The following is a 20859-nucleotide window of genomic DNA, read 5'->3' on the forward strand; positions in this document are numbered from 1 at the left end:
CCGCCCGCGCCGTTTCGCGCCCGGCGAAGGCCAGGACCGCCCGCGCCGTTTTGCGCCCGGCGAAGGCCAGGACCGCCCGCGTCGCTTCGCCCCGGGCGAAGGCCAGGATCGTCCGCGTCGCTTCGCGCCCGGCGAAGGGCAAGACCGTCCGCGCCGCTTCACCCCGGGCGAGGGCCAGGACCGCCCTCGCCGCTTTGCCGGAGAAGGCAACGATCGCCCGCGCAATTTCGGTCCCGGCGAAGGCCAGGACCGTCCGCGCCGCTTTGCCGGCCAGGGCGACGACCGCCCTCGCCGTCCCGCTCCCGGTGGCGACAATGACCGTGCGCGCCGCTTCGGCCCGGGCGAAGGACAAGACCGTCCGCACCGCTCCGGCGATGCCGGCCGGCGCGACTACCAGGGCGCCCGCCCCGAACGTACGGAACGTGCGGCCCCCGTGCAAAACGCGCCCCAACCTAGCTCCGATGGCCTGGTGCGCCTGTCCAAGCGGATGTCGGAACTCGGCCTGTGCTCGCGCCGCGAAGCCGATGAATGGATTCCGCGCGGCTGGGTACTGGTCGACGGCCAGCCCGTCACCGAGCTCGGCTCGCGCATCAGCCCGGACGCCAACATCGAGATCCACCAGGCTGCGCGCTCCGAGCAAGGCGAACGCGTGACCGTGCTGCTGCACAAGCCGGTCGGTTACGTGTCGGGCCAGGCCGAAGATGGCTACGAGCCCGCCGCTGTGCTGTTCGCGCCGGAAAACCAGTGGGAGCAGGACCCCACCCGCAAGCGCTTTGCCCCGTGGCATCGCAAGAGCCTGGCGCCTGCCGGCCGGCTCGACATCGACTCCACCGGCCTGCTGGTGCTGACCCAGGACGGCCGCGTTGCGCGCCACCTGATCGGCGAGGACTCGACCGTCGAGAAGGAATACCTGGTGCGGGTGAGCTGGGATTCGCCGGAAGGCCTGGTCGAGCGCGACATCTCGCACGTGTTCCCGGTGGAACTGATCGAGAAGCTGCGCCACGGCCTGTCGCTGGATGGCGAGGCGCTCAAGCCGGCCAAGGTGAGCTGGCAGAACGAGGAGCAGTTGCGCTTCGTCCTGCGCGAGGGCAAGAAGCGCCAGATCCGCCGCATGTGCGAACAGGTTGGCCTGCGGGTCGTGGGCCTGAAGCGCGTGCGCATGGGCCGCATCGTGCTGGGCGACCTGCCGGTGGGCCAGTGGCGCTTCCTTGGCGCCTTCGAGAAGTTCTAAGCACCAGCCGAAGCAAGCTGGCGGCCGCCATGGCCGCCCTGCAAGTCCACCATGGCGCGCGCGCTGCCCTGCGCCAATTGCTTCACAGCTGCGGCGCGCGGCAAGCCGCGCCGTGCGCATTGGCCGTCTCCACCAGCCCGAACACCGCCTTGGCGCCGCATTGCGAGCCGAGCATCCGCTCCTGGTTGTGCCCCACGCCAACCACCTCGAACGCCTGGTGGCGCACCGGCGGGCGCTGGCTGCCCAACGGCATGGCAAGGTATTGCAGGTAGCGCAGGTAGCCGCGCGCGCGCTCCAGCCGGGTCGGCCCCTCGGCCTCGGCGCCGCAGGCCTTGTCGAGCACGCGGTGGTTGGGGTCGTTGTCTTCCGAGCCCACCAGGTAGGTCACCTGGCGCTGCTGATAGCGGCGGAACAGCGCATCGCCCGTCGCGCCGCGCGCATAGGGCACCATGTCGCGCATGCCATAGCGGTATTTGTCGTAGTCCGCGCAAATGGCCGTGTCATAGGGCGCAAAGTCCTTGCCGCGCGGGCGCTCCGGCGTGAAATACAGATACGACGAAGGATTCGCCACCACGTAGCGCAGATCGATGCCGCCCGCGCGGATGCGCTCGTCGACGTTGTTCAGCACCGCATAGCGATGCACCAGCTGCGCGCCGCCCGAGTGGCCGGCCACCGTCACGCGGGTCACCGCGGGAAAACGGGCCTTGTTGGTCACCATGCCGACGAGGTCGTCCAGCACCTGCAGCGAGCTGACCGAGAACGGCGGGTTGACCGCGTCCTCCCCGCCCATCCAGCCCTGCACGCTCCACATCGGCATGCCGTCGAAATGCTTGCCCTTGGCCGCATCCGGCGTGCCCGGGAAGTTCGGCGCGAGCAGCAGCACCTCGTCGGGATTACGCCCGGTTTGCTTGAGCAGAGCCGCGCCGGCCGTGAAGTAGTCGTCGCCATTGCGCCGCAGCCCGTGCTGGACGAAGATCACCTCGCGGATGCCGCGCAGGTCGCCGTCCAGCGGATGGTTGGCGTAGACCGGGAAATCGTAGGCGCTCGCGCCCGTGCCGAGCCTGACCCGTTGCCATTGGGGGGCAGCGGCTTGCGGCGCCGTGCCGGCCGCCGGCGCGGCCTGCTTCGCGGCACTGTCCGCGCCCGGGGCAGCGCAGCCGAACTGGGCCGCCGCGGCCAGCGCAATCAGTGCGATCGACGCGCAACGCGCAAGCCGAATTGTCTTCATGTCCTGTCTCCTGATGCTCGATGTGGCGCGTCGCTTGGCGCGCGCCAGTGTTTTCGTTCGTAAAGCCGCATCATCCTAGGCCGCCGCAACCTGGATGTAAAATATATGCCACAGTGGAGATACATATCTAAAAGATATGTATCCTGCAGCGCCGGCCCGGAAACAAATCATGGAACTGAGACACCTTCGCTACTTCCTCGCGGTAGCCGAAACCGGCCACATCACGCGCGCCGCCGAGCAGCTCGGCATCCAGCAGCCCCCGCTGTCGCAACAGTTGAAGGCGCTCGAGGCCGAGCTTGGGGTGATCCTGTTCGAGCGTCAGCCACGCGGCGTGACGCTCACCGCCGCCGGGCGCGCGCTGCGTACCGACGCGCAGGACATCTTTGCCCGCCTGGACCAGGCGCGCCAGCGCATGCTCCGCATGGCGCGCGGCGAGGAAGGCATGCTATCGGTCGGCTTCACCAGCTCGGCCGCCGCGCACAAGCTGACGCCGGAGGTGCTGCGCGCCTGTCGCCGCCGGTTTCCCGGCATCGCGCTCAAGCTCAGCGAGAACAACGCCGCCGAGGTCATCGAGCAACTCACCGCGGGCACGCTCGATGTCGCGCTGTTGCGCGCGCCGGTGGGTCGCCCCGAAGGCCTGCGCTTCGAGCTGCTGCTGGAAGAGGAAATGGTGATCGCGCTGCCGCTGGACCATCCGCTGCTGCGCAAGCGTGCTGAGTCGGCCCACACGTCGGCCCAGGAAGCCATCTCGCTGCGCGCGCTGGCAGACGACGCGTTCATCCTGGTGCGGCGCCCAGGCGCGCCGGGCATGTATGGCGATCTGCTGAAGGTGTGCGAGCGGCTGGGCTTCACGCCCCGCGTGGGCGCGGAAGTCGAGCGGATGCTGAGCAACCTTAACCTGGTAGCCGCCGGCGCCGGCGTGACGGTGGTGCCGGCCTCGATGGCCGGGCTCAACCCGCACGGCGTGGCTTACCGCCGCATGAAAGAAGCCGACCAGCTGCGCGCGCCGCTGACCCTGGCTTACCGGGAGCGCGACGACAACCCTGCCTGCGCGGCGCTGGTCGCCCTGACCCACCGCATCGCGGCACGCCATCGCCGCCAGGGCAATCGCTGAGCAGTCGTCGCCGCTCAGTCGTCGCTATTGGGAGGCAGGTCGGGAAACAGCACCTCGGTAAAGCCGAAACGCGTGAAGTCCGTCACCCGCATGGGATAGAGGATGCCCTGCAGGTGATCGCATTCATGCTGCACCACGCGCGCGTGGAAGTCCTCGGCCACGCGCTCGATGCGCCCGCCCATCATGTCAAAGCCGGTGTACTTCAGGCGCGTGAAACGCGACACCACCCCGCGCAGCCCCGGCACCGACAGGCAGCCTTCCCAGGCTTCATCCTGCTCCTCGCCAAGCGGCGTCAGCTCGGGATTGATCAGCACCGTCTTGGGCACGGTGGGTGCGTCGGGATAGCGCGGATTGCGGTCGAAGCCAAAGATCACCACCTGCAGGTCCACGCCGATCTGCGGCGCGGCCAGGCCAGCGCCGTTGGCGTGATCCATGGTGTCGAACATATCGTCGATCAGGAGGCGCAGCTCCGGCGTGTTGAAGCGCGTGACAGGGCGCGCGACCTGCAGCAGGCGCGGATCGCCCATCTTGAGAATGTCACGGATCATGCTTGATCTCCGGTTTTAAGCTCGGCCAGCAACGCCAGCATGGCGGCCTCGTCCAGCACGGGCACGCCGAGCGCCTCGGCCTTTTCCAGTTTACTGCCGGCTTCCGCGCCAGCCACCACATAGTCGGTCTTCTTCGACACCGAGCCGGCCACCTTGGCGCCGGCGGCTTCCAGCATTTCCTTGGCGTCCTCGCGCGCGAGCGTGGGCAGCGTGCCGGTCAGCACGAACGTCTTGCCGGCCAGCGCAGCGGGCGCGGCGCGTGCCGCCGGCTCGCTCTCCGGCCAGTGCACGCCGGCGGCGCGCAATTGCTCGATGACTTCCACATTGTGTGGCTCGGCCAGGAAGTTGGCGATGGACTGCGCCACCACCGGCCCCACGTCGTTGACCTCCAGCAAGGCGGCCTCATCGGCTGCCAGCAGCCCGTCGAGCTTGCCGAAATGCTTGGCCAGGTCCTTGGCCGTCGCTTCGCCCACATGGCGGATGCCAAGCGAGAAGATAAAACGGTTGAGCGTGGTCTCGCGCGAGGCCTCGATCGCTGCCACCAGGTTGGTGGCCGACTTGTCGGCCATCCGGTCCAGCGCGGCCAGCTTGGCGACGCCGAGCTTGTAGAGATCGGCCGGCGTGTGCACGATAGCCATATCGACCAGCTGCTCGACCACCTTGTCGCCCAGGCCTTCGATATCCATGGCGCGGCGCTGCGCGAAATGCAGCAGCGCCTGCTTGCGCTGGGCCGGGCAGATCAGCCCGCCGGTGCAGCGTGCGATCACCTCGCCTTCCAGCTTCTCGATATGCGATCCGCACACCGGGCATGCGGTGGGCATGACAAAGGCGCGCGCGTGGGCAGGCCGGCGCTCCGGCACCACCGCCACCACTTCGGGAATCACGTCGCCGGCACGCCGCACGATCACGGTATCGCCGATGTGCACGTCCTTGCGGCGGATCTCGTCCTCGTTGTGCAACGTGGCATTGGTCACCGTCACGCCGCCCACGAACACCGGCGCCAGCCGCGCCACCGGCGTGATGGCGCCGGTTCGGCCAACCTGCACCTCGATGTCCTCGACCACCGTGGTCATTTCCTGGGCCGGGAACTTGTGTGCCAGCGCGAAGCGCGGCGCGCGCGACACGAAGCCAAGGCGCTCCTGCTCGGCCAGCGCGTTGACCTTGTACACGACGCCGTCGATATCGTAGGGCAAGGCCGCGCGCCGCTCGCCCACGCCGCGGTAGAAGTCCAGCAAGCCCTCGGCGCCCCGCACTACCGCGCGCTCCGCGCAGACCGGCATGCCGATCTCGGCGAACCAGTCGAGCATGGCGCTGTGCGTCTGCGGACGCGGCGCGCCTTGCAGATCGCCCAAGCCGTAGGCAAAGAACGACAAGGGGCGCTTCGCGGTGATGCGCGGATCCAGCTGGCGCAGGCTGCCGGCGGCGGCATTGCGCGGATTGACGAAGGTCTTTTCTCCGACCTCGGCCTGCCGCGCATTGAGCTTGTCGAATTCGCGGCGGTACATGAAGACTTCCCCGCGCACTTCCAGCACCGCCGGCAAGTCCACAGCCTTGCCGCGTAGTCGCAGCGGAATTGCCTTGATGGTGCGCACGTTGACGGTCACGTCCTCGCCGGTCTCGCCGTCGCCGCGGGTGGCGGCCTGCACCAGCCGGCCGCCCTCGTAGCGCAAGGACATGGCCAGGCCGTCGAACTTCAGCTCGCAGGCATATTCCACCGCCTCGGCGGCGCTGAACAGGTCGGCCGCGCCCTCGGCGGGCGCGGCGCGCCCCAGCCCCTGTGCGCAACGCCGGTCGAAGGACACCACGTCCTCATCCTCGAAGCCGTTGTTGAGCGACAGCATCGGGATGGCGTGGCGCACCGTATCGAAGGCGGACAGCGGCTGCCCGCCCACGCGCTGCGTGGGCGACTCCGGGGTCAGCAAGTCGGGATGGACGGCCTCGATGTCCTGCAATTCGCGGAACAGCGCGTCGTATTCCGCATCGGGCACCGACGGCGCATCGAGGACGTAGTACTGGTAATTGTGGCGCTCTAGCTCGGCGCGCAGCCAGTCGGCGCGCGCGGCGGGAAAATCGCTGACAGGCGCGGGGGCTTGCGCCGCCGCACCTTCTGGTTTGGTGCTCATGCTGGAGGGACTGAATCCGTTGTCGTCGTTGTCGTCGATATCGTCGATGCAGAACTGGCGTTTCAGAGACTGAACAAACGTAGCGTCACCGGCGAGCCCGCAGGCATGCCGCGCGCCTCGAGCTTGTCGTAGAGCGTCTGAAGCTGGCCGAAGATGGCGACGAAGGACGATTCGCTCAGCGGCCGCATATTGTCGTCGACCAGTTGCGCGCCCATGCGCTGCGCCAGGCTGTAGCCGTACTCGCAAACAGTCTTGAACGGCTTGGTCGCCTGCGCCGCGGACGGCACATCGAGCAGCAGCGTGATCTGGCGGCCAGCCTTGGCCGTGAGGTCATCGCGCAGGAAGTTGGTGTCGCCGAACTGCAGCGTGAACAAGGCCCGCTGCACGCCCTCGGCGTTGGCCTGATAGCGCGTGAAGCGCGTGCCATCGCGCGACAGCACCAGCCCGTCCTGGGTCGCCACCGTCTGCACATAGGCGGCCGACCATGGCGCGCCGTCGGAGATCACGTTGACGCCAAGCTGCACATCACAACTGGCGGCAAACGCATCCAGCTCGCGGCCATTGGCCACCGTCTCGGTCATGTCCGGCAGCTCGGCGGAGGCGTCGAGCGCTTCGGCCAGCGCTTCCACCGCATTGACGAACTCGGAAAACTCGAGCGCATTGAGCGCGCCGCCGCGGTTGGCGAGCTGCACCGCTACCTGCAGGTCTTCGTACTGATGGCCGGCGGTGACCGGCTCCCAGGCATTGGCTTCGCTGCGCAGGCCTTCGATATGCACCTGCTTGGTCCCCGCGCGGCGCAGGCGGCCGGTGAGCGGCAGGATGCGATCGCCCGAGCTCTTGCGCTCCAGGTGCAGCGGCACGATGCAGTCGATCAGCGGATCGATGACGGCCGGCGTGGGCTGGCCATCCAGTGCAACGGGCTCGGGCTGCGGTTCTTTGGCAGGCGCAGGCTCTTGCTTGGGCTTGACCTGTTCGGCGCGTTCTTCATGGTCCGCAGCGTCATGCGGCTCAGTGGGCCCGGCAGGCTGTCCCGACTCCTCGGCATGCCCGGGCTTGCCGGCAGCCGCATGGGGCGCATGGGGCGCATGAGTCGATGAGGGCGCCGCAGCAACGGCGACTTCGTCCGCCAGGGCGTCGTCGGCATCGGCCGAGCTGGCGGCCATGCGAGCCGCCACGGCGGCGGCGTCCAGCGGCGAGGCCGACAGCGTGGGCTCGCGGCGCTCGACCTGATGCTCGGGCGACGGCTCGTGCAGCTTGGCGCTGACTTCCGGCTTGATCACCGGGCTGACCACCGGCTCGCGCATCGGCGGCAGGTCGTCTTCGGGCTGCAGCGCGCGCGGGCGGCGCGCCTTGCGGATCTGCCACTGGTTATAGGCTACGACCAGCAGCAGCAGGACAATACCGGCAACGATCAGGGCTGTCTGGAGCGTCATGCTGCCTCCGCCATCGAGATCGCTGCGTCCATATCCACGGCGACGATACGCGATACCCCTTGCTCCTGCATCGTCACGCCAATCAACTGGTGTGCCATTTCCATTGCGATTTTATTGTGGGAAATGAAGACGAACTGGGTCTTGTCCGACATGCGCGCCACCATATTGGCGTAGCGCTCCGTATTGGCATCGTCCAGCGGCGCGTCCACCTCGTCGAGCAAGCAGAACGGCGCCGGATTGAGCTGGAACATGGCGAACACCAGCGCGATGGCCGTCAGGGCCTTCTCGCCGCCCGACAGCAAGTGAATGGTCGAGTTCTTCTTGCCCGGCGGCTGCGCCATCACCTGCACTCCCGCGTCGAGGATTTCGTCACCGGTCATGATCAGCTTGGCTTGCCCGCCACCGAACAGCAACGGGAACAGCTCGCCGAAGTGGTGGTTGACCTGGTCGAAGGTCCCCTGCAGCATCGCGCGGGTTTCCTGGTCGATCTTGTGGATCGCGTCTTCCAGCGTGGTGATGGCGTCGACCAGGTCGGCCGACTGCGCATCGAGGAAGGTCTTGCGCTCGCGCGCCGCCGCCAGTTCGTCCAGCGCGGCCATGTTCACCGGCCCGAGCGCATTGATGGCGTTGTTCAGGCGCGTGACCTCGCCCTGCAGGTAGGAGGGCTTGAGATCGGGCGTGAGCTTCTCGGCCAGCGCGGCCTCGTCCACCTCTGCGGTGGTCAGCTGCTCGCTGAACTGCTCCTGGTTCAGGCGCGCGGCCTGTTCCTTCAACTGGTACTCGGTGATGCGGTCGCGCAGCGGCTGCAGGCTGCGCTCGGCGGCCAGGCGCTGGTCGTCGTACTGGCGCAGTTGCGCCGACAGCGCGTCCAGCTCGGTGCGGGCGAGCTGGAGCTTTTCTTCCTTCACGGCGCGCCGCTCCAGCGCGTCCTGCAGCCCGGTGTGGGCGGTCTGCTCGTTGATGGTTTCCAGCTCGACGCGGGCGTCTTCCAGCGACTGCGCAAGACGCTCCGACTGGTCGCCGGCGGTCTGGATATTGCGGCGCAGCTCGTCGATGCGGTTAGCCAGGTTGCGCTCGGCAAACAGGGCTTCCTGCGCCGCGCGCTCGAAATCGCGCAGCTGGTGCCGTGCCGATGACAGCTTGCTGTCCAGCGCTTCGAAGGCCATCTGGTGGTCTTCGTGGGTAGACTGCATCTCCGCCAGGGCGGCGTCATGCTGCTCGAAGCTGGCTTCGGATTCCGCGCGGATGGCGCGCTGCTCTTCGATCTGCGCGGCGATTTCCGCCAGTTCCTCGCGGATCTGGCCGCTGCGCGCAGCGTAGCGCTCCATGGCCTGCGACAGCTTGAGCACGTCCATCTGCAGCGCGTGCACGCGGCGGGTGGCTTGCTCGCTGCGCCCGCGCGCCTCGGTGAGCGCCGCGCTGGCCTGCGTGTAGGCTGCTTCGGCGCGGACCGCCTGGCTCTTGGCTTCGTCGGACAGCAGCAGCTGGGCGCGCGCCTGCTTCTGCAGGTTTTCGATTTCCTGCTCGCGGGCCAGCATGCCGGCCTGCTCGGAATCGGCCGCATAGAGGTGGACCGAGTTGCGGCCCACCAGGTGGCCCTCGGCCACCACGAACGACGCACCTTCCGGCAGCGTGGCGCGCTGGGCCAGCGCCGACGCCATGTCGGCAGCGGTGTAGATGTCGGCCAGCCAGTCCTGCATCACGGCCCGGATGCCGGGCTCGGTGATCTGCACCAGCGCCATCAGCGGGCGCAGGCCGGCAGGGGCTTCCTGCGGGCGCGCGGCCGGCGGCGGCGAATAGAAGGCCAGCTTGGCAGGCGGCGCGTCGGACAGGAAGGACTTGATCCAGTCCAGGTTGGAGACTTCGAGCGCGCCGAGCTTTTCACGCAGCACGGATTCCAGCGCGCTTTCCCAGCCCGGCTCGATATGGAGCTTCTTCCACAGGCGCGGCAGCTCGGCCAGGCCGTGCTTGGCCAGCCACGGCTGCACCTTGCCTTCGGTCTGCACGTTTTCCTGCAATTGCCTGAGCGCGGCCAGGCGCGCTTCCAGTGCCCCGATCGCGGCGGCCTCGCGCTGCACGCGCTCCTGCGCGCTGCGGCGCTCGCTGTCCAGGCGCGGCACGCTATCGGCGGAGTCAGCCAGGATGGCCTGCGCCTCTTCCAGCACGGCTTCCTGCTCGGCCAGCTCGGCGCGCTGCTCTTCCAGGCGGATCTCATCGGGACGGTCCAGCCCCTTTTCTTCGCCGGACAAGCGCTCACGGCGCTGCTCGAGCTGCTGCAGCATCTGGTCGGCGCTGCGCTGCTGCGCGGCCTCCAGCTTGAGTGCCTGCTCGGCCTGCATGATGCTGGCGCGCTGCTCGTTGGACAGCACCTGGGCATCGCGCCATTGGGCTTCCAGCGTGGGCAGCTCGTCAGTCTTGTGTGCGACGGCCTCCTGGGCCTCGATGGTGCGGCCTTCGGCCACCGCCAGTTCTTCCTCGGCCTGCGCCAAGGCATCGGTAGCCTGCTCGGCCTTGCCCTGCCACTGCTCGCGCTGCGCCGTCAGTGCGGCGATCTGGGCCTGCACGCGGTTGCGCGACTCCACCACATAGCGGATCTCGGCTTCGAGCTTGCTGACTTCGGCATTGGCCTCGTACAAGCCGCCCTGCGCGGTGTGCATATTGTCCGAGGCCGCGTAATGCGCGGCGCGCATGGTCTCGAGCTCGGCCTCGACGTGGCGCAATTGCGCGGTTTGCGCTTCCAGGTCGATCTGGGCCTGCTCGATGGCGCGCGTGTGCCGCTCCTGCTCGGCCTGGGCCTCGCGCTTGCGCAGCAGCCACAACAGGTGCTGCTTTTCCTCGCCGTCGGACTGCAAGGTCTTGAAGCGCTGGGCCACTTCGGCCTGCCCTTCGAGCTTGTCCAGGTTGGTGCCAAGCTCGCGCAGGATGTCTTCGACGCGGGTCAGGTTCTCGCGCGTGTCCGACAGGCGGTTTTCGGTTTCGCGGCGGCGTTCCTTGTACTTGGACACGCCTGCGGCTTCTTCCAGGAAGATCCGCATGTCGTCGGGCTTGGCCTCGATGATGCGCGAGATCATGCCCTGCCCGATGATGGCGTAGGCGCGCGGCCCCAGGCCGGTGCCCAGGAAGATGTCCTGGATGTCGCGGCGGCGCACGGCCTGGTTGTTGATGTAGTAGGAGGACGTGCCGTCGCGGGTCAGCACCCGCTTGACGGCGATCTCGGCATATTGGCTCCATTGCCCGCCAGCGCGCCCCTCGGGGTTGTCGAACACCAGTTCGACGCTAGCGCGCCCCGCCTGCTTGCGCGCGGTGGAGCCATTGAAGATCACGTCCTGCATGGACTCGCCGCGCAGCTCGGAGGCACGCGACTCGCCCAGCACCCAGCGCACCGCATCGATGATGTTCGATTTGCCGCAGCCGTTGGGACCGACGATGCCGACCAGTTGGCCGGGCACTTGAAAATTGGTGGGATCGACGAAGGACTTGAAGCCCGCCAGCTTGATCGAGGACAGTCGCACGGTTGGTCGTGGGGTATCTAGCGTAATGCAGCGTTCAGGAGAGCCGGGCCCCAACGAGAAGCGGGGCCGACGCGTGCCGGTTGCGCCCCATGCCTTCTCTCTTGTGCCCGATAGATGGCGCTAATCATACCATCGCGCCTCCGGCGTCCGGGCGCTTTCCGGGCTAAGCGCAAGGCATTTCCCTGGGGGATTTGGGCCGCTTCCGATACACCTTGTGCGGTTCGCGCCCCACACTCCGGTAATGCTGCCATGTGGCGAAGACCACCACCCTGCGCTGATTGACGTCGTTTGCTCGGCACCGGCGGGAAACTTCCGAGGGTTAGTGCTAGTCTCTTCATTGTCAGCGTGATCCTTGAGGCCCATTGCGCCCGCCGTCCTTTTACCGGCGCAATGGCTGCCTCCGGCCAACGCGGAGCCCGGCTTCGCGACCCTTCTGGGAGTGTTCAGCATGACCGCCTTCACCCCGGCGATATCAGACGGCAGCGCATCCGGCCAAGATGCCGGCTTTGTGACCAAAGCGCCACCCTGGTCCCTGAGCGACATCGATTTCCAGGCCATCGACACCGCCCGGGTGCGACCCGATCGCGAGTTGTTCTACCTGCTGGTGTCGGCGTCCTTTGTCGAAAGCGGCTCGGACACGTATGCCGGCAACCTGGCCCACTACTACGCCGCCAACCCCGAGGCTTCCTGCTGGCTGTCTGAACACTGGGAGGCGGAGGAACTGCAGCACGGCCTGGCCCTGCGGCGCTATGTGGAACATGTCTGGCCCGAGTTCGACTGGGAGCGCGGCTACGCGCGGTTCTTCGAGGAATACCGCCATACCTGCTCGATCGACAAATTCGAGCCCACGGAAGCCCTTGAGATGGCCGCGCGCTGCGTGGTCGAGACCGGCACCGCGGCCCTCTACCGCTCCCTGGAGCAAGCCAGCGACGAGCCGGTGCTGCGCAACCTGACGCGGCGCATCGCCGATGACGAGGTGCGCCACTACAAGCATTTCTACCGCTACTTCAACACCTTCAACGGCGTGGAACGGCTCGGCCGCCTGCGCGTGCTGGGCGCTTTGGTGCGCCGCCTGCTGGAAATCAAGAATGAAGACGCGGAGATCGCGCTGCGCAATGTGCTGCGCATCGAGCGCGGCACCGAGGATATCCCGCAAAAGGACGTGCGCAAGCTCAACTCCCGGGTCAGCGCCGTGATCCGGCGCAACCTGCCGATCGAGATGACGGTCAAGATGCTGCTGCGCCCGCTGCGCCTGCATGCCGGCGTGGAGCGCGCCATCCGCAAGCCGCTGGTGGCGGTGGTCTCGCGGGCGATGCTTTATTGAGGCCGAGTAAGGCCGAGTAAGGCCGAGCGCCAGCTATTGCGGCTGCAGCGCCTGGTCCGCACCGGCGGCGGCGTCGGCACGACGTACCCTGGTGCGGTGCACCAGCCCCGATAAGGCGCCAGCCGCCACGATGCAAAGGCCGCCGGCGGCCTCTTTCCAGCTCAGCGTCTCGGTCGCCAGCCACCACGACGACACCGCCGCAATCACGATCTCGAACAGCATCAGCAGCGATACCCGGTTGGCCGGCAGCCGCTGCAGCCCGTACTGGACCACCGAATTGCTCAGCACCAACGTGGCGGCGAGACCCAGCATCAACGCCAGGCCGCCCCAGCCGGTCAGCTGCGCAAGCGCCACGCCGCCCGGCTCCAGCAACAGCGCGCACGGCAGGCCGACAGCCGTGCAGCCCAGGTAGACCATCACGGTGCGCAGGCGCGCATCCATCTCCGGATAAAGTTGCCCGGCCCGGCGCGACAGCACATTGTTGACGGCAAACCCCATGCCGCCGATCAGGCCGGACCATTCCGCCGCGCGCGTGGGCAACGGCAGGCCCACTTCCGGCGTCCACAGCATCAGCCCCGCGCCAAACAGCGCAAGCACCACCAGCAGCAAGCCGGGCGCCGACAGCTTCTCGCCCAGGAAGACGCGGGCGAACAAGGCCGTCCAGACCGGCGTCAGGTAGAACAGCAGCAACACTCGCATCACGTGGCCGTTGACGCTGCCCCACACAAAGCCGGCGTTGGTCACGCCGGCCGCCAGCCCGATCGCCACGAACAGCCACGACCAGCGCAGGCCGCCCAGGTGGCGGGCGAAGGCCACCAAGGCAATCAGCGCGGCCATGGCGCTCACCAGCGCGGCCGCCGTCATGCCGCCCAGGCCCCAGCCGGCCAGCACCCGGTAGGGAAACCAGGCGATGCCCCAGACTGAAGCACCCAGCAGGATGGACAAAGTGGATCTGAAGGCATGCGGGTCGGCCGCGGCCGACGCGGTGGAAGCTGGAGGCAGATTGCTCATGGGAAAACGGTTAAGGCTGCCGGTCGGGCAGCCAGTCAGTATTGGGTATCGGAAAATCACCGCGGGACACTCGGGGGCAATCGGAGACAATCGGGCACAGCCGGGGCGGCGCGCCACCAGGGCCTTGACGGCACGCGGGAATGCCCGGCAATCCTTTATAATGACCGGCTTTGAGCTTGGCCCATCCGGCCTGAACCTGATCGTGAATCCCCGCCTCGACCTGCTCCAGCCCTATCCGTTCGAGAAACTGCGCGTGCTGCTGGCTGACGTCAAACCGAATGGCGCGCTGCCCGCGATCAGCTTCGGCATCGGCGAACCCAAGCACCCCACGCCCGAGTTCATCAAGACGGCGCTGTCGAATGCACTGCAGGGACTGGCGAATTATCCCACAACGGCCGGATCCGATGCACTACGACAGTGCATGGCCGCGTGGCTCCAGCGCCGCTACAACCTGCCAGCTGTCAACGCCGCCACCCAGGTGCTGCCGGTGACCGGCTCGCGCGAGGCGCTGTTCGCCTTCGCCCAGACCGTGGTCGACGCCAGCCAGCCTGGCGCGCTGGTGCTGTGCCCCAACCCGTTCTACCAGATCTACGAAGGCGCGGCCCTGCTGGCCGGCGCCACCCCGGTGTTCGCTAACAGCGACCCGACGCGCAACTTTGCGCCCGCCTTCGATCGCATCCCCGCCGAGACCTGGGCCAAGGTGCAACTGGTCTTCGTGTGCTCTCCGGGCAACCCGACCGGCGCCGTGCTGTCGCTGGAAGACTGGCGCGAACTGTTCGCGCTGTCCGACCGCCATGGCTTCGTGATCGCCTCGGACGAGTGCTACTCGGAGATCTACTTCAAGGAAGGCGAGCCGCCGCTGGGCGCGCTGGAAGCGGCGCACAAGCTGGGCCGCGCCGAGGGCGCCCATCCCTTCGAGCGCCTGGTGATGTTCTCCAGCCTGTCCAAGCGCTCCAATGTGCCGGGCCTGCGCTCGGGCTTCGTGGCGGGAGACGCCGCCCTGCTGAAGAAATTCCTGCTATACCGTACCTATCACGGCGGCGCCATGAACCCGGCGGTGCAGACCGCCAGCGTGGCGGCCTGGAACGACGAGGCCCATGTGCGCGACAATCGCGCCGCCTACGTGCGCAAGTTTGCCGAGGTCACGCCGATGCTGGCCGAGGTGCTGGGCGTGGCGCTGCCTGATGCCGGCTTCTACCTGTGGGCGGATGTCTCGCGCACCGGCCTGTCGGACACCGAGTTTGCCGCGCGGCTGCTGGCCGAGCAGAACGTCACCGTGCTGCCGGGCAGCTACCTGGCGCGCGAGGCCGACGGCATCAACCCGGGCGCCAACCGCGTGCGCATGGCGCTGGTGGCCACGCCCGAGGAATGCCTGGAAGGCGCGCGCCGCATCGTCGCCTTCTGCAAATCGCTGGGCTGAAACCGGAGGACGCGGGCGACGCGCACCGCACACACCGTATTTTGTTGTAGACAACGATCAACCACTGAAAACACGCATATGACGCAAGCACTGCAAGCCCTGATCGACCAGGCATGGGAAGACCGCGCAAGCCTCTCGCCCAAGTCCGCCCCCAACGACATCCGCGAAGCCGTGGCCAACGTGATCGGCCAGCTCGACACCGGCGCCCTGCGCGTGGCCCAGAAGCAAGGCAAGGAATGGATCGTCAACCAGTGGATCAAGAAGGCCGTGCTGCTGTCGTTCCGCCTGGAAGACAATGCGCCGATGTCCGCTGGCGGCTTCGCCCAGTTCTACGACAAGGTGCCGACCAAGTTCGCCAACTGGACCGCTGACGACTTCGCCAAGGGCGGCTTCCGCGTGGTGCCCCCGGCGGTAGCCCGCCGCGGCTCGTTCATCGCCAAGAACGCCGTGTTGATGCCCTCGTACGTCAACATCGGCGCCTACGTCGATGAAGGCACCATGGTCGACACCTGGGCCACCGTCGGCTCGTGCGCCCAGATCGGCAAGAACGTCCACCTGTCCGGCGGCGTCGGCATTGGCGGCGTGCTCGAGCCGCTGCAGGCCAACCCGGTCATCATCGAAGACAACTGCTTCATCGGCGCGCGCTCGGAAGTGGTCGAAGGCGTGATCGTGGAAGAAAACTCGGTGATCTCGATGGGCGTGTACCTCGGCCAGTCGACCAAGATCTATGACCGCGAAACCGGCGAGATCCACTACGGCCGCGTGCCGGCTGGCTCGGTGGTGGTGGCGGGCAACCTGCCCTCCAAGGATGGCAAGTACAGCCTGTACTGCGCCGTGATCGTCAAGAAGGTGGACGCGCAAACCCGCGCCAAGACCAGCCTGAACGACCTGCTGCGCGGCGACTGATCTCGCCCGCCGCATCGAGGGGAGCGCCCCTGGCCCGGAACCGCGCGCGTGCGCGGCCGGTCTGAACCGGAATGCCGGATCAGAACGCTAACGCTCCCCTTTCCCCGCTCTCCAACGGTTCCCGCTCAATGGATACCGCCGCCGGCCGCCGCTGGCCCGCCCTTCGCAAGCGACTCATGGCCCTGGACCCGACCACTGTCACCACCGTTCTCTCGCTGCTGCCCACGATCCTCGAACAGGCCAACAAGACCATCGAGAAGATCAAGAAGGGCAAGCGCCGCGATGGCAGCACGGACATGCCAGGCCCGGACACGCGCGACCCTGCCGCACGCATCGCGGATCTCGAAAACGCCGCCATGCAGCAGGCCGAGGCCGTCAAGCTGCTGGCCGAGCAACATGCCATCACCATCGAGGCCCTGCGCCGCGAGGCCGCACGGCTGGATCGCCGGTTGCGCCTGATGACAGGCGTGGCCATGGCCGGTTTCGCGCTTGGCCTCGCCGGCCTGGTGGTCGCCCTCAACCTTTTGCTGCGCTAGCCAGACCGGCCGGCCCTCTCGTTTCTCCGCTCATCGCCATGACTGTCCTGCTCTACGGCATTCCCAACTGCGATACCGTCAAGAAAGCCCGTACCTGGCTCGAATCCAACGGTGTGGACTACACCTTCCACGATTTCAAGAAGCAAGGCGTGGACGAAGCCATGCTGCGCGGCTGGCTCGCGCATGTGCCGCTCACTACCCTGCTCAACCGCAAGGGCACCACCTGGCGCGCGCTGTCCGATGCGGACAAGGCGCTTGCGGAACAGGATGCCGGCGCGATTCTCCTGATGCAGCAAAGCCCTTCGCTGATCAAGCGGCCAGTGCTGGCCCACAAGGGCAGCGTCAGCGTGGGGTTTTCGCCGGATAATTACGCCAGCTTGTTTTAGAGCCCTGAAGCGCCGGCCGAAGCCGGCAGGATGCGCCAGCGCCGCTTGCGGTGCCCGACGGTTGTTACTCCCTCTCCCCCGGCCCCTCTCCCGCTCTCGCGGGAGAGGGGAGTAAACCAGCGGACGTCCCGAGCGACGCAGGCGTCCCGGCGAACGGCAGAAAACCGGGCAGCTCTTCGACAGGCCAAAGCCCGCATGCAACTGCCCCATAGCTAAGTCCCTTGGACCTATTGATTCCTCTCATGACCGCCACCCTCGCCCTCACCGAAGACCTGATCCGCCGCCGCTCCGTCACGCCCGCCGATGAAGGCTGCCAGGCCGTGCTGGAAACCCGCCTGAAGGCGCTCGGCTTCGCCTGCGAAGCCATCGTCAGCGGCCCGGACGATTTCCGCGTGACCAACCTGTGGGCCGTCAAGCGCGGCACGCGTGGCCAGGAGGGCAAGCTGCTGGCCTTTGCCGGCCATACCGACGTGGTGCCCACCGGCCCGCTGGAGCAATGGGGCTCCGACCCCTTCCTGCCCAGCCACCGCGACGGCAAGCTGTATGGCCGTGGCGCCGCCGACATGAAGACCTCGATCGCCGGCTTCGTGGTGGCGGTGGAAGAATTCGTCAAGGCTCACCCGGACCACGCCGGCTCGATCGCCTTCCTGATCACCAGCGACGAAGAAGGTCCCGCGCATGACGGCACCGTCAAGGTGGTCGAAGCGCTCAAGGCACGCGGCGAACGGCTCGACTACTGCGTCGTGGGCGAGCCCACCTCGGTCGACACGCTGGGCGACATGGTCAAGAACGGCCGCCGCGGCTCGCTCTCCGGCAAGCTCACCGTGAAGGGCGTGCAGGGCCATATCGCCTACCCGCACCTGGCCAAGAACCCCATCCACCTGGCAGCGCCCGCGCTGACCGACCTGGTGAACGAACGCTGGGACGAAGGCAACGAGTATTTCCCCGCCACCAGCTGGCAGATGTCGAATATCCACGGCGGCACCGGCGCCACCAACGTGATCCCGGGCCATGTCACCATCGATTTCAATTTCCGCTTCTCCACCGCCAGCACGCCCGACGGCCTGAAGGCGCGCGTGCATGCCATCCTGGACCGCCACCAGCTCGACTACGACCTGGACTGGACCCTGGGCGGCGAGCCCTTCCTGACCGCGCGCGGCGACCTGTCCGAAGCGCTGGCCGGCGCCATCGCAGCGCAGACGGGCGTCAAGACCGAGCTGTCCACCACCGGCGGCACCTCCGATGGCCGCTTCATCGCCAAGATCTGCCCGCAAGTGATCGAGTTCGGGCCGCCCAACGCGAGCATCCACAAGATCGACGAGCACGTGGAAGTGCGCTTTATCGAACCCCTCAAAAACATCTACCGCGGCGTGCTGGAACGCCTGATCGCCTGATCGCCGCGGACAAAAGAAAGACCACATGGCCACCTCCTCCCCCCTGCGCACCGTGCGCGACCTGCTGCGCTTCGCGGTCTCGCGCTTCACCCAAGCCAAGCTGTCTTTTGGCCACGGCAGCGCCAATGCCTACGACGAAGCCGCGTACCTGACGCTGCATACGCTGCACCTGCCGCTGGACACGCTCGACCCGTTCCTCGACGCCCGCCTGCTGCCCGAAGAAGTGGATGCCGTGTTGCAGGTCATCGAGCGCCGCGTCACCGAGCGCGTGCCGGCGGCCTACATCACCAACGAGGCCTTCATGCACGGCCTGCGCTTCTACGTGGACTCGCGCGTGATCGTGCCGCGCAGCTTCGTTGGCGAACTGCTGCATGAAGGGCTGGAACCCTGGGTAGGCGACAGCGCCGAGATCGGCCCGGTGCTGGAGTTGTGCACCGGCTCCGGCTGCTTGCCGATCATCGCCGCGCACGTCTGGCCGAAGGCCCGTATCGACGCAGTCGATATTTCGCCGGACGCACTGGCCGTGGCTCGCCGTAATGTGGCGGACTACAAGATGGAAGACCGCATCAGCCTGTACGAGGGCGATCTGTACGCACCGCTGCCCGCCGGCGCCAAATACGATGTGATCCTCACCAACCCGCCTTACGTCAACGAAACCTCCATGCAAGCGCTGCCGGCCGAATACCAGGCCGAGCCGCGCATCGCACTGGCCGGTGGCGATGACGGCATGGACGTGGTCCGCCGCATCATTGCCGGCGCCAAGGCACACCTGAATCCGGGTGGCGCGCTGGTGGTGGAGATCGGCAACGAGCACGCCAATGTGCAAGCCGCGTTCCCCGATCTGGAGATCGTCTGGTTGCCGGTCAGCGCCGGCGAGGAGCAGGTGTTCCTGCTGACGTACGAGGCACTCCCGGGCTGAAGCCATCAGCCTGGCTTGCGAGCGTGACAAGGGCCGGAATCTCCGGCCCTTGTGCTTTTCGTCCAGGATGATTGACGCCGGCCGCGGCTTGCTCTACCAGAGCGCCAGCGCCTTCACCGTCGCCTCGCGCACCTGCTCCACCACGCTCTCGCGCCAGTCGTCGGCATCGCCGTAGAACGCATGCCACATCGCCTGCCGGATCAGGTTGCGTTGCCCTTCGTCCGCCTCGGGATGCAGATGCAGCCAGTGGTCGCCGCGCAGCGCATCCAGCACCTCCGTGACCGGCACCGTGCCGAACTCGAGCGCGATGCCGCTGTAGTCCAGCGCCGGCAAGGTTTCCGGCGCCGCCACCCACGCCATGCCATTGAGATTGGCCGAGGCAGACGAGCCGTCGTAGATCGACGTGACATTGCGGCCCCAGATGGCACGCACCCTATTGATATGCTCCGCATGGTCCGGCCCCATGTAGATCGGCTCCCCGTAGCCCCACGGCCCCAGGCCGGTGTGTACGTCAATCCAGCGCAGGGCCTCGCGCCCGGCGCCGAAGCGCGCCAGGATGCGGCGCAGCGTGTAGTTGCTCCATGTCGCCTTGTTGCCACCGAAGAACAGCCCTTGCGGTGCCTGGTACTGGCCGGCGCTCACCGCCGCCTGGTACCAGGGCAAGCCCTTCTCGGCCACCGCCTTCATCAGCGCGGCCTGGTCGGCCTCGGAGGGCGGCCAGTGCTCGGGCAGCAGCATGGGCGCCACCTCGGCATACGGCGCGTTGTCGGGCAGCGGCTGGGTGAAATCCATGAAATTGCGGTTGAGGTCAACGTTGTCCTCGTTGACACGCCGCATATGCGAGAAGCCATAGGGATTGACCGCGTGCACCAGCAGCAGCGCCACGCCGGCGCCGGCGCACGCCTGCAGCAGATCCGTGTCGCCCAGCATGGCAACCTGCGCCCCGGAGCCGCAGAACCCTTCCACGCCGTGCATGCCGGAGGTCACCATGAGCACGCGCCTGGCCTCTGCATCGCCCACCCAGGCGACATCCATGGCGAGTTCCTCGTCGGCGCAGCCGCGCTTGGTGGGATGGGGGAAATCGGTCAGGGTGCCGCCGGCAGCCTGGGCCGCGTCACGGAATTTCTGCCGGGCTTCGGCATAACTGCGGGAAAAGCTGGTGTGCAAGGACATGACAGCAGATTTCGCGCTCGGCGAGGAGTGGGGGTGCCGCTATTAAACGCCAACTTGCCGGGTATTGCCATCCGAAGCCGCCCGAAGCCGGGTAGCTAGCTTTTGCCGGCCTTCCCGCCCTTGGCATCCACCGGCGCCACCTCACGCAGCAACAGGGAGCGGAACGCATGCGGATGCATCTGGATGCCTGCCGCGGCGATCTGGGCGGCGGACAACACCAGGTGGCGCGCCAGCCAATCATGGATGCTGCGCAGGAAGCGGCGCTGCTCGACGCGGTTGGACTCCTGGATCGCGCGCTCCAGCTTGACGTGCGCGGTATAGACATCGAGCAGGTTGATGGTCTTGAGCTTGGGCGGGGTGGTTGCGCTGCGCTCGATGGCGAGGATGCGCTTGACCTGGGCATCCGGCAGCTCGCCGGTTTCCAGGTAGGACTGATACACCTCTTCGAGGGCAGGAAAACGCACGGTGGGCTGGACGCGCGGCACGCCGGCCACCTTCTCCATGCGCAGCACCAGGTAGCGGATGGCCGACGCGCGCCGCAGCGCGGCGTCGCTGGCCTTGCTTTGGCGGCCGCCGCCCGCCGCGCCGCGGGCACGCGGCG

General features: G+C 67.4%; 16 protein-coding genes and 1 pseudogene. 9 read left to right on the forward strand and 8 right to left on the reverse strand.

Annotated features, from left to right (window positions below; genetic code table 11):
* A partial coding sequence (locus tag ACYP5B_RS42220; RefSeq protein ID WP_459573578.1) for a pseudouridine synthase occupies positions 1 to 1231 on the forward strand: 1231 nt, incomplete at its 5' end.
* Between the two features lie 82 nt (positions 1232 to 1313).
* On the opposite strand, the gene ACYP5B_RS42225 is transcribed toward ACYP5B_RS42220, so the two are convergent.
* Positions 1314 to 2459, reverse strand: coding sequence for a hypothetical protein (locus ACYP5B_RS42225; protein WP_400091279.1), 1146 nt, complete (start codon positions 2457 to 2459; stop codon positions 1314 to 1316).
* A gap of 169 nt (positions 2460 to 2628) precedes the next feature.
* Here ACYP5B_RS42225 and ACYP5B_RS42230 point away from each other — a divergent pair, with 169 nt between their 5' ends.
* A complete protein-coding gene (locus tag ACYP5B_RS42230; protein ID WP_459573579.1) occupies positions 2629 to 3573 on the forward strand; it encodes a LysR family transcriptional regulator in 945 nt (314 codons plus the stop codon).
* A gap of 14 nt (positions 3574 to 3587) precedes the next feature.
* Here the strand turns inward: ACYP5B_RS42230 and def are convergent, their stop codons facing one another.
* From def to smc, 4 genes are all read right to left on the reverse strand, one after another.
* Positions 3588 to 4121 carry a peptide deformylase gene (gene def / locus ACYP5B_RS42235; protein ID WP_400091276.1) on the reverse strand — a complete coding sequence of 178 codons (534 nt, stop codon included), beginning with the start codon at positions 4119 to 4121 and terminating at the stop codon, positions 3588 to 3590.
* Positions 4118 to 6244, reverse strand: a complete 2127-nt coding sequence (gene ligA / locus ACYP5B_RS42240) for an NAD-dependent DNA ligase LigA (RefSeq protein WP_459573581.1) — start codon at positions 6242 to 6244, stop codon at positions 4118 to 4120. Before ligA ends, def begins: the two co-directional genes overlap by 4 nt.
* A 62-nt stretch (positions 6245 to 6306) precedes the next feature.
* Complete coding sequence (locus ACYP5B_RS42245) at positions 6307 to 7677, reverse strand: cell division protein ZipA C-terminal FtsZ-binding domain-containing protein (protein WP_459573582.1); 1371 nt, start codon at positions 7675 to 7677, stop codon at positions 6307 to 6309.
* Complete coding sequence (smc, locus tag ACYP5B_RS42250) at positions 7674 to 11189, reverse strand: chromosome segregation protein SMC (protein WP_400091271.1); 3516 nt, start codon at positions 11187 to 11189, stop codon at positions 7674 to 7676. Before smc ends, ACYP5B_RS42245 begins: the two co-directional genes overlap by 4 nt.
* Positions 11190 to 11637: 448 nt before the next feature.
* Between smc and ACYP5B_RS42255 the strand changes: the two genes are divergently transcribed.
* On the forward strand, positions 11638 to 12513 hold the full coding sequence (locus tag ACYP5B_RS42255) for a ferritin-like domain-containing protein (RefSeq protein WP_400091270.1): 876 nt from the start codon (positions 11638 to 11640) through the stop codon (positions 12511 to 12513).
* Between the two features lie 33 nt (positions 12514 to 12546).
* On the opposite strand, the gene ACYP5B_RS42260 is transcribed toward ACYP5B_RS42255, so the two are convergent.
* Entirely contained in the window at positions 12547 to 13524 is a 978-nt protein-coding gene (locus ACYP5B_RS42260; RefSeq protein WP_459573583.1) for a DMT family transporter, read from the reverse strand.
* Between the two features lie 202 nt (positions 13525 to 13726).
* Here ACYP5B_RS42260 and dapC point away from each other — a divergent pair, with 202 nt between their 5' ends.
* The 6 genes from dapC to prmB all read left to right on the forward strand — a co-directional run bounded on the left by dapC (position 13727) and on the right by prmB (position 19085).
* Positions 13727 to 14944: a succinyldiaminopimelate transaminase gene (dapC, locus tag ACYP5B_RS42265; protein WP_400091310.1), complete on the forward strand. Its 1218-nt coding sequence runs from the start codon at positions 13727 to 13729 to the stop codon at positions 14942 to 14944.
* 78 nt (positions 14945 to 15022) lie between these two features.
* Positions 15023 to 15850 carry a 2,3,4,5-tetrahydropyridine-2,6-dicarboxylate N-succinyltransferase gene (gene dapD, locus ACYP5B_RS42270; protein ID WP_267603361.1) on the forward strand — a complete coding sequence of 276 codons (828 nt, stop codon included), beginning with the start codon at positions 15023 to 15025 and terminating at the stop codon, positions 15848 to 15850.
* Positions 15851 to 16026: 176 nt separating this feature from the next.
* A complete protein-coding gene (locus tag ACYP5B_RS42275; RefSeq protein WP_267606426.1) occupies positions 16027 to 16386 on the forward strand; it encodes a hypothetical protein in 360 nt (119 codons plus the stop codon).
* 38 nt (positions 16387 to 16424) lie between these two features.
* On the forward strand, positions 16425 to 16772 hold the full coding sequence (locus tag ACYP5B_RS42280) for an arsenate reductase (protein WP_267603363.1): 348 nt from the start codon (positions 16425 to 16427) through the stop codon (positions 16770 to 16772).
* A 242-nt stretch (positions 16773 to 17014) separates the two neighbouring features.
* Positions 17015 to 18166 (forward strand): succinyl-diaminopimelate desuccinylase, encoded by a 1152-nt coding sequence (dapE, locus tag ACYP5B_RS42285; RefSeq protein ID WP_318231936.1) that lies wholly within the window; start codon positions 17015 to 17017, stop codon positions 18164 to 18166.
* A 25-nt stretch (positions 18167 to 18191) separates the two neighbouring features.
* Complete coding sequence (prmB, locus tag ACYP5B_RS42290) at positions 18192 to 19085, forward strand: 50S ribosomal protein L3 N(5)-glutamine methyltransferase (protein WP_400091269.1); 894 nt, start codon at positions 18192 to 18194, stop codon at positions 19083 to 19085.
* Positions 19086 to 19178: 93 nt separating this feature from the next.
* Here prmB and ACYP5B_RS42295 read toward each other — a convergent pair whose 3' ends face one another.
* Together ACYP5B_RS42295 and ACYP5B_RS42300 are read right to left on the reverse strand one after the other, a co-directional pair.
* Positions 19179 to 20258 carry a M14 family metallopeptidase gene (locus tag ACYP5B_RS42295; protein WP_459573584.1) on the reverse strand — a complete coding sequence of 360 codons (1080 nt, stop codon included), beginning with the start codon at positions 20256 to 20258 and terminating at the stop codon, positions 19179 to 19181.
* A 95-nt stretch (positions 20259 to 20353) separates the two neighbouring features.
* Positions 20354 to 20859, reverse strand: a pseudogene (locus ACYP5B_RS42300) (hypothetical protein); the annotation flags it as partial.

The sequence above is a fragment of the Cupriavidus sp. 8B genome, from assembly GCF_054589115.1.

What these genes read in the sequence shown, in the direction of transcription:
- ACYP5B_RS42225 (WP_400091279.1), bottom strand. Translation starts at nt 2,459, where the DNA reads ATGAAGACAATTCGGCTTGCGCGTTGCGCGTCGATCGCACTGATTGCG.
- ACYP5B_RS42230 (WP_459573579.1), top strand. Translation starts at nt 2,629, where the DNA reads ATGGAACTGAGACACCTTCGCTACTTCCTCGCGGTAGCCGAAACCGGC.
- def (WP_400091276.1), bottom strand. Translation starts at nt 4,121, where the DNA reads ATGATCCGTGACATTCTCAAGATGGGCGATCCGCGCCTGCTGCAGGTC.
- ligA (WP_459573581.1), bottom strand. Translation starts at nt 6,244, where the DNA reads ATGAGCACCAAACCAGAAGGTGCGGCGGCGCAAGCCCCCGCGCCTGTC.
- ACYP5B_RS42245 (WP_459573582.1), bottom strand. Translation starts at nt 7,677, where the DNA reads ATGACGCTCCAGACAGCCCTGATCGTTGCCGGTATTGTCCTGCTGCTG.
- ACYP5B_RS42255 (WP_400091270.1), top strand. Translation starts at nt 11,638, where the DNA reads ATGACCGCCTTCACCCCGGCGATATCAGACGGCAGCGCATCCGGCCAA.
- ACYP5B_RS42260 (WP_459573583.1), bottom strand. Translation starts at nt 13,524, where the DNA reads ATGAGCAATCTGCCTCCAGCTTCCACCGCGTCGGCCGCGGCCGACCCG.
- dapD (WP_267603361.1), top strand. Translation starts at nt 15,023, where the DNA reads ATGACGCAAGCACTGCAAGCCCTGATCGACCAGGCATGGGAAGACCGC.
- ACYP5B_RS42275 (WP_267606426.1), top strand. Translation starts at nt 16,027, where the DNA reads ATGGCCCTGGACCCGACCACTGTCACCACCGTTCTCTCGCTGCTGCCC.
- ACYP5B_RS42280 (WP_267603363.1), top strand. Translation starts at nt 16,425, where the DNA reads ATGACTGTCCTGCTCTACGGCATTCCCAACTGCGATACCGTCAAGAAA.
- dapE (WP_318231936.1), top strand. Translation starts at nt 17,015, where the DNA reads ATGACCGCCACCCTCGCCCTCACCGAAGACCTGATCCGCCGCCGCTCC.
- prmB (WP_400091269.1), top strand. Translation starts at nt 18,192, where the DNA reads ATGGCCACCTCCTCCCCCCTGCGCACCGTGCGCGACCTGCTGCGCTTC.
- ACYP5B_RS42295 (WP_459573584.1), bottom strand. Translation starts at nt 20,258, where the DNA reads ATGTCCTTGCACACCAGCTTTTCCCGCAGTTATGCCGAAGCCCGGCAG.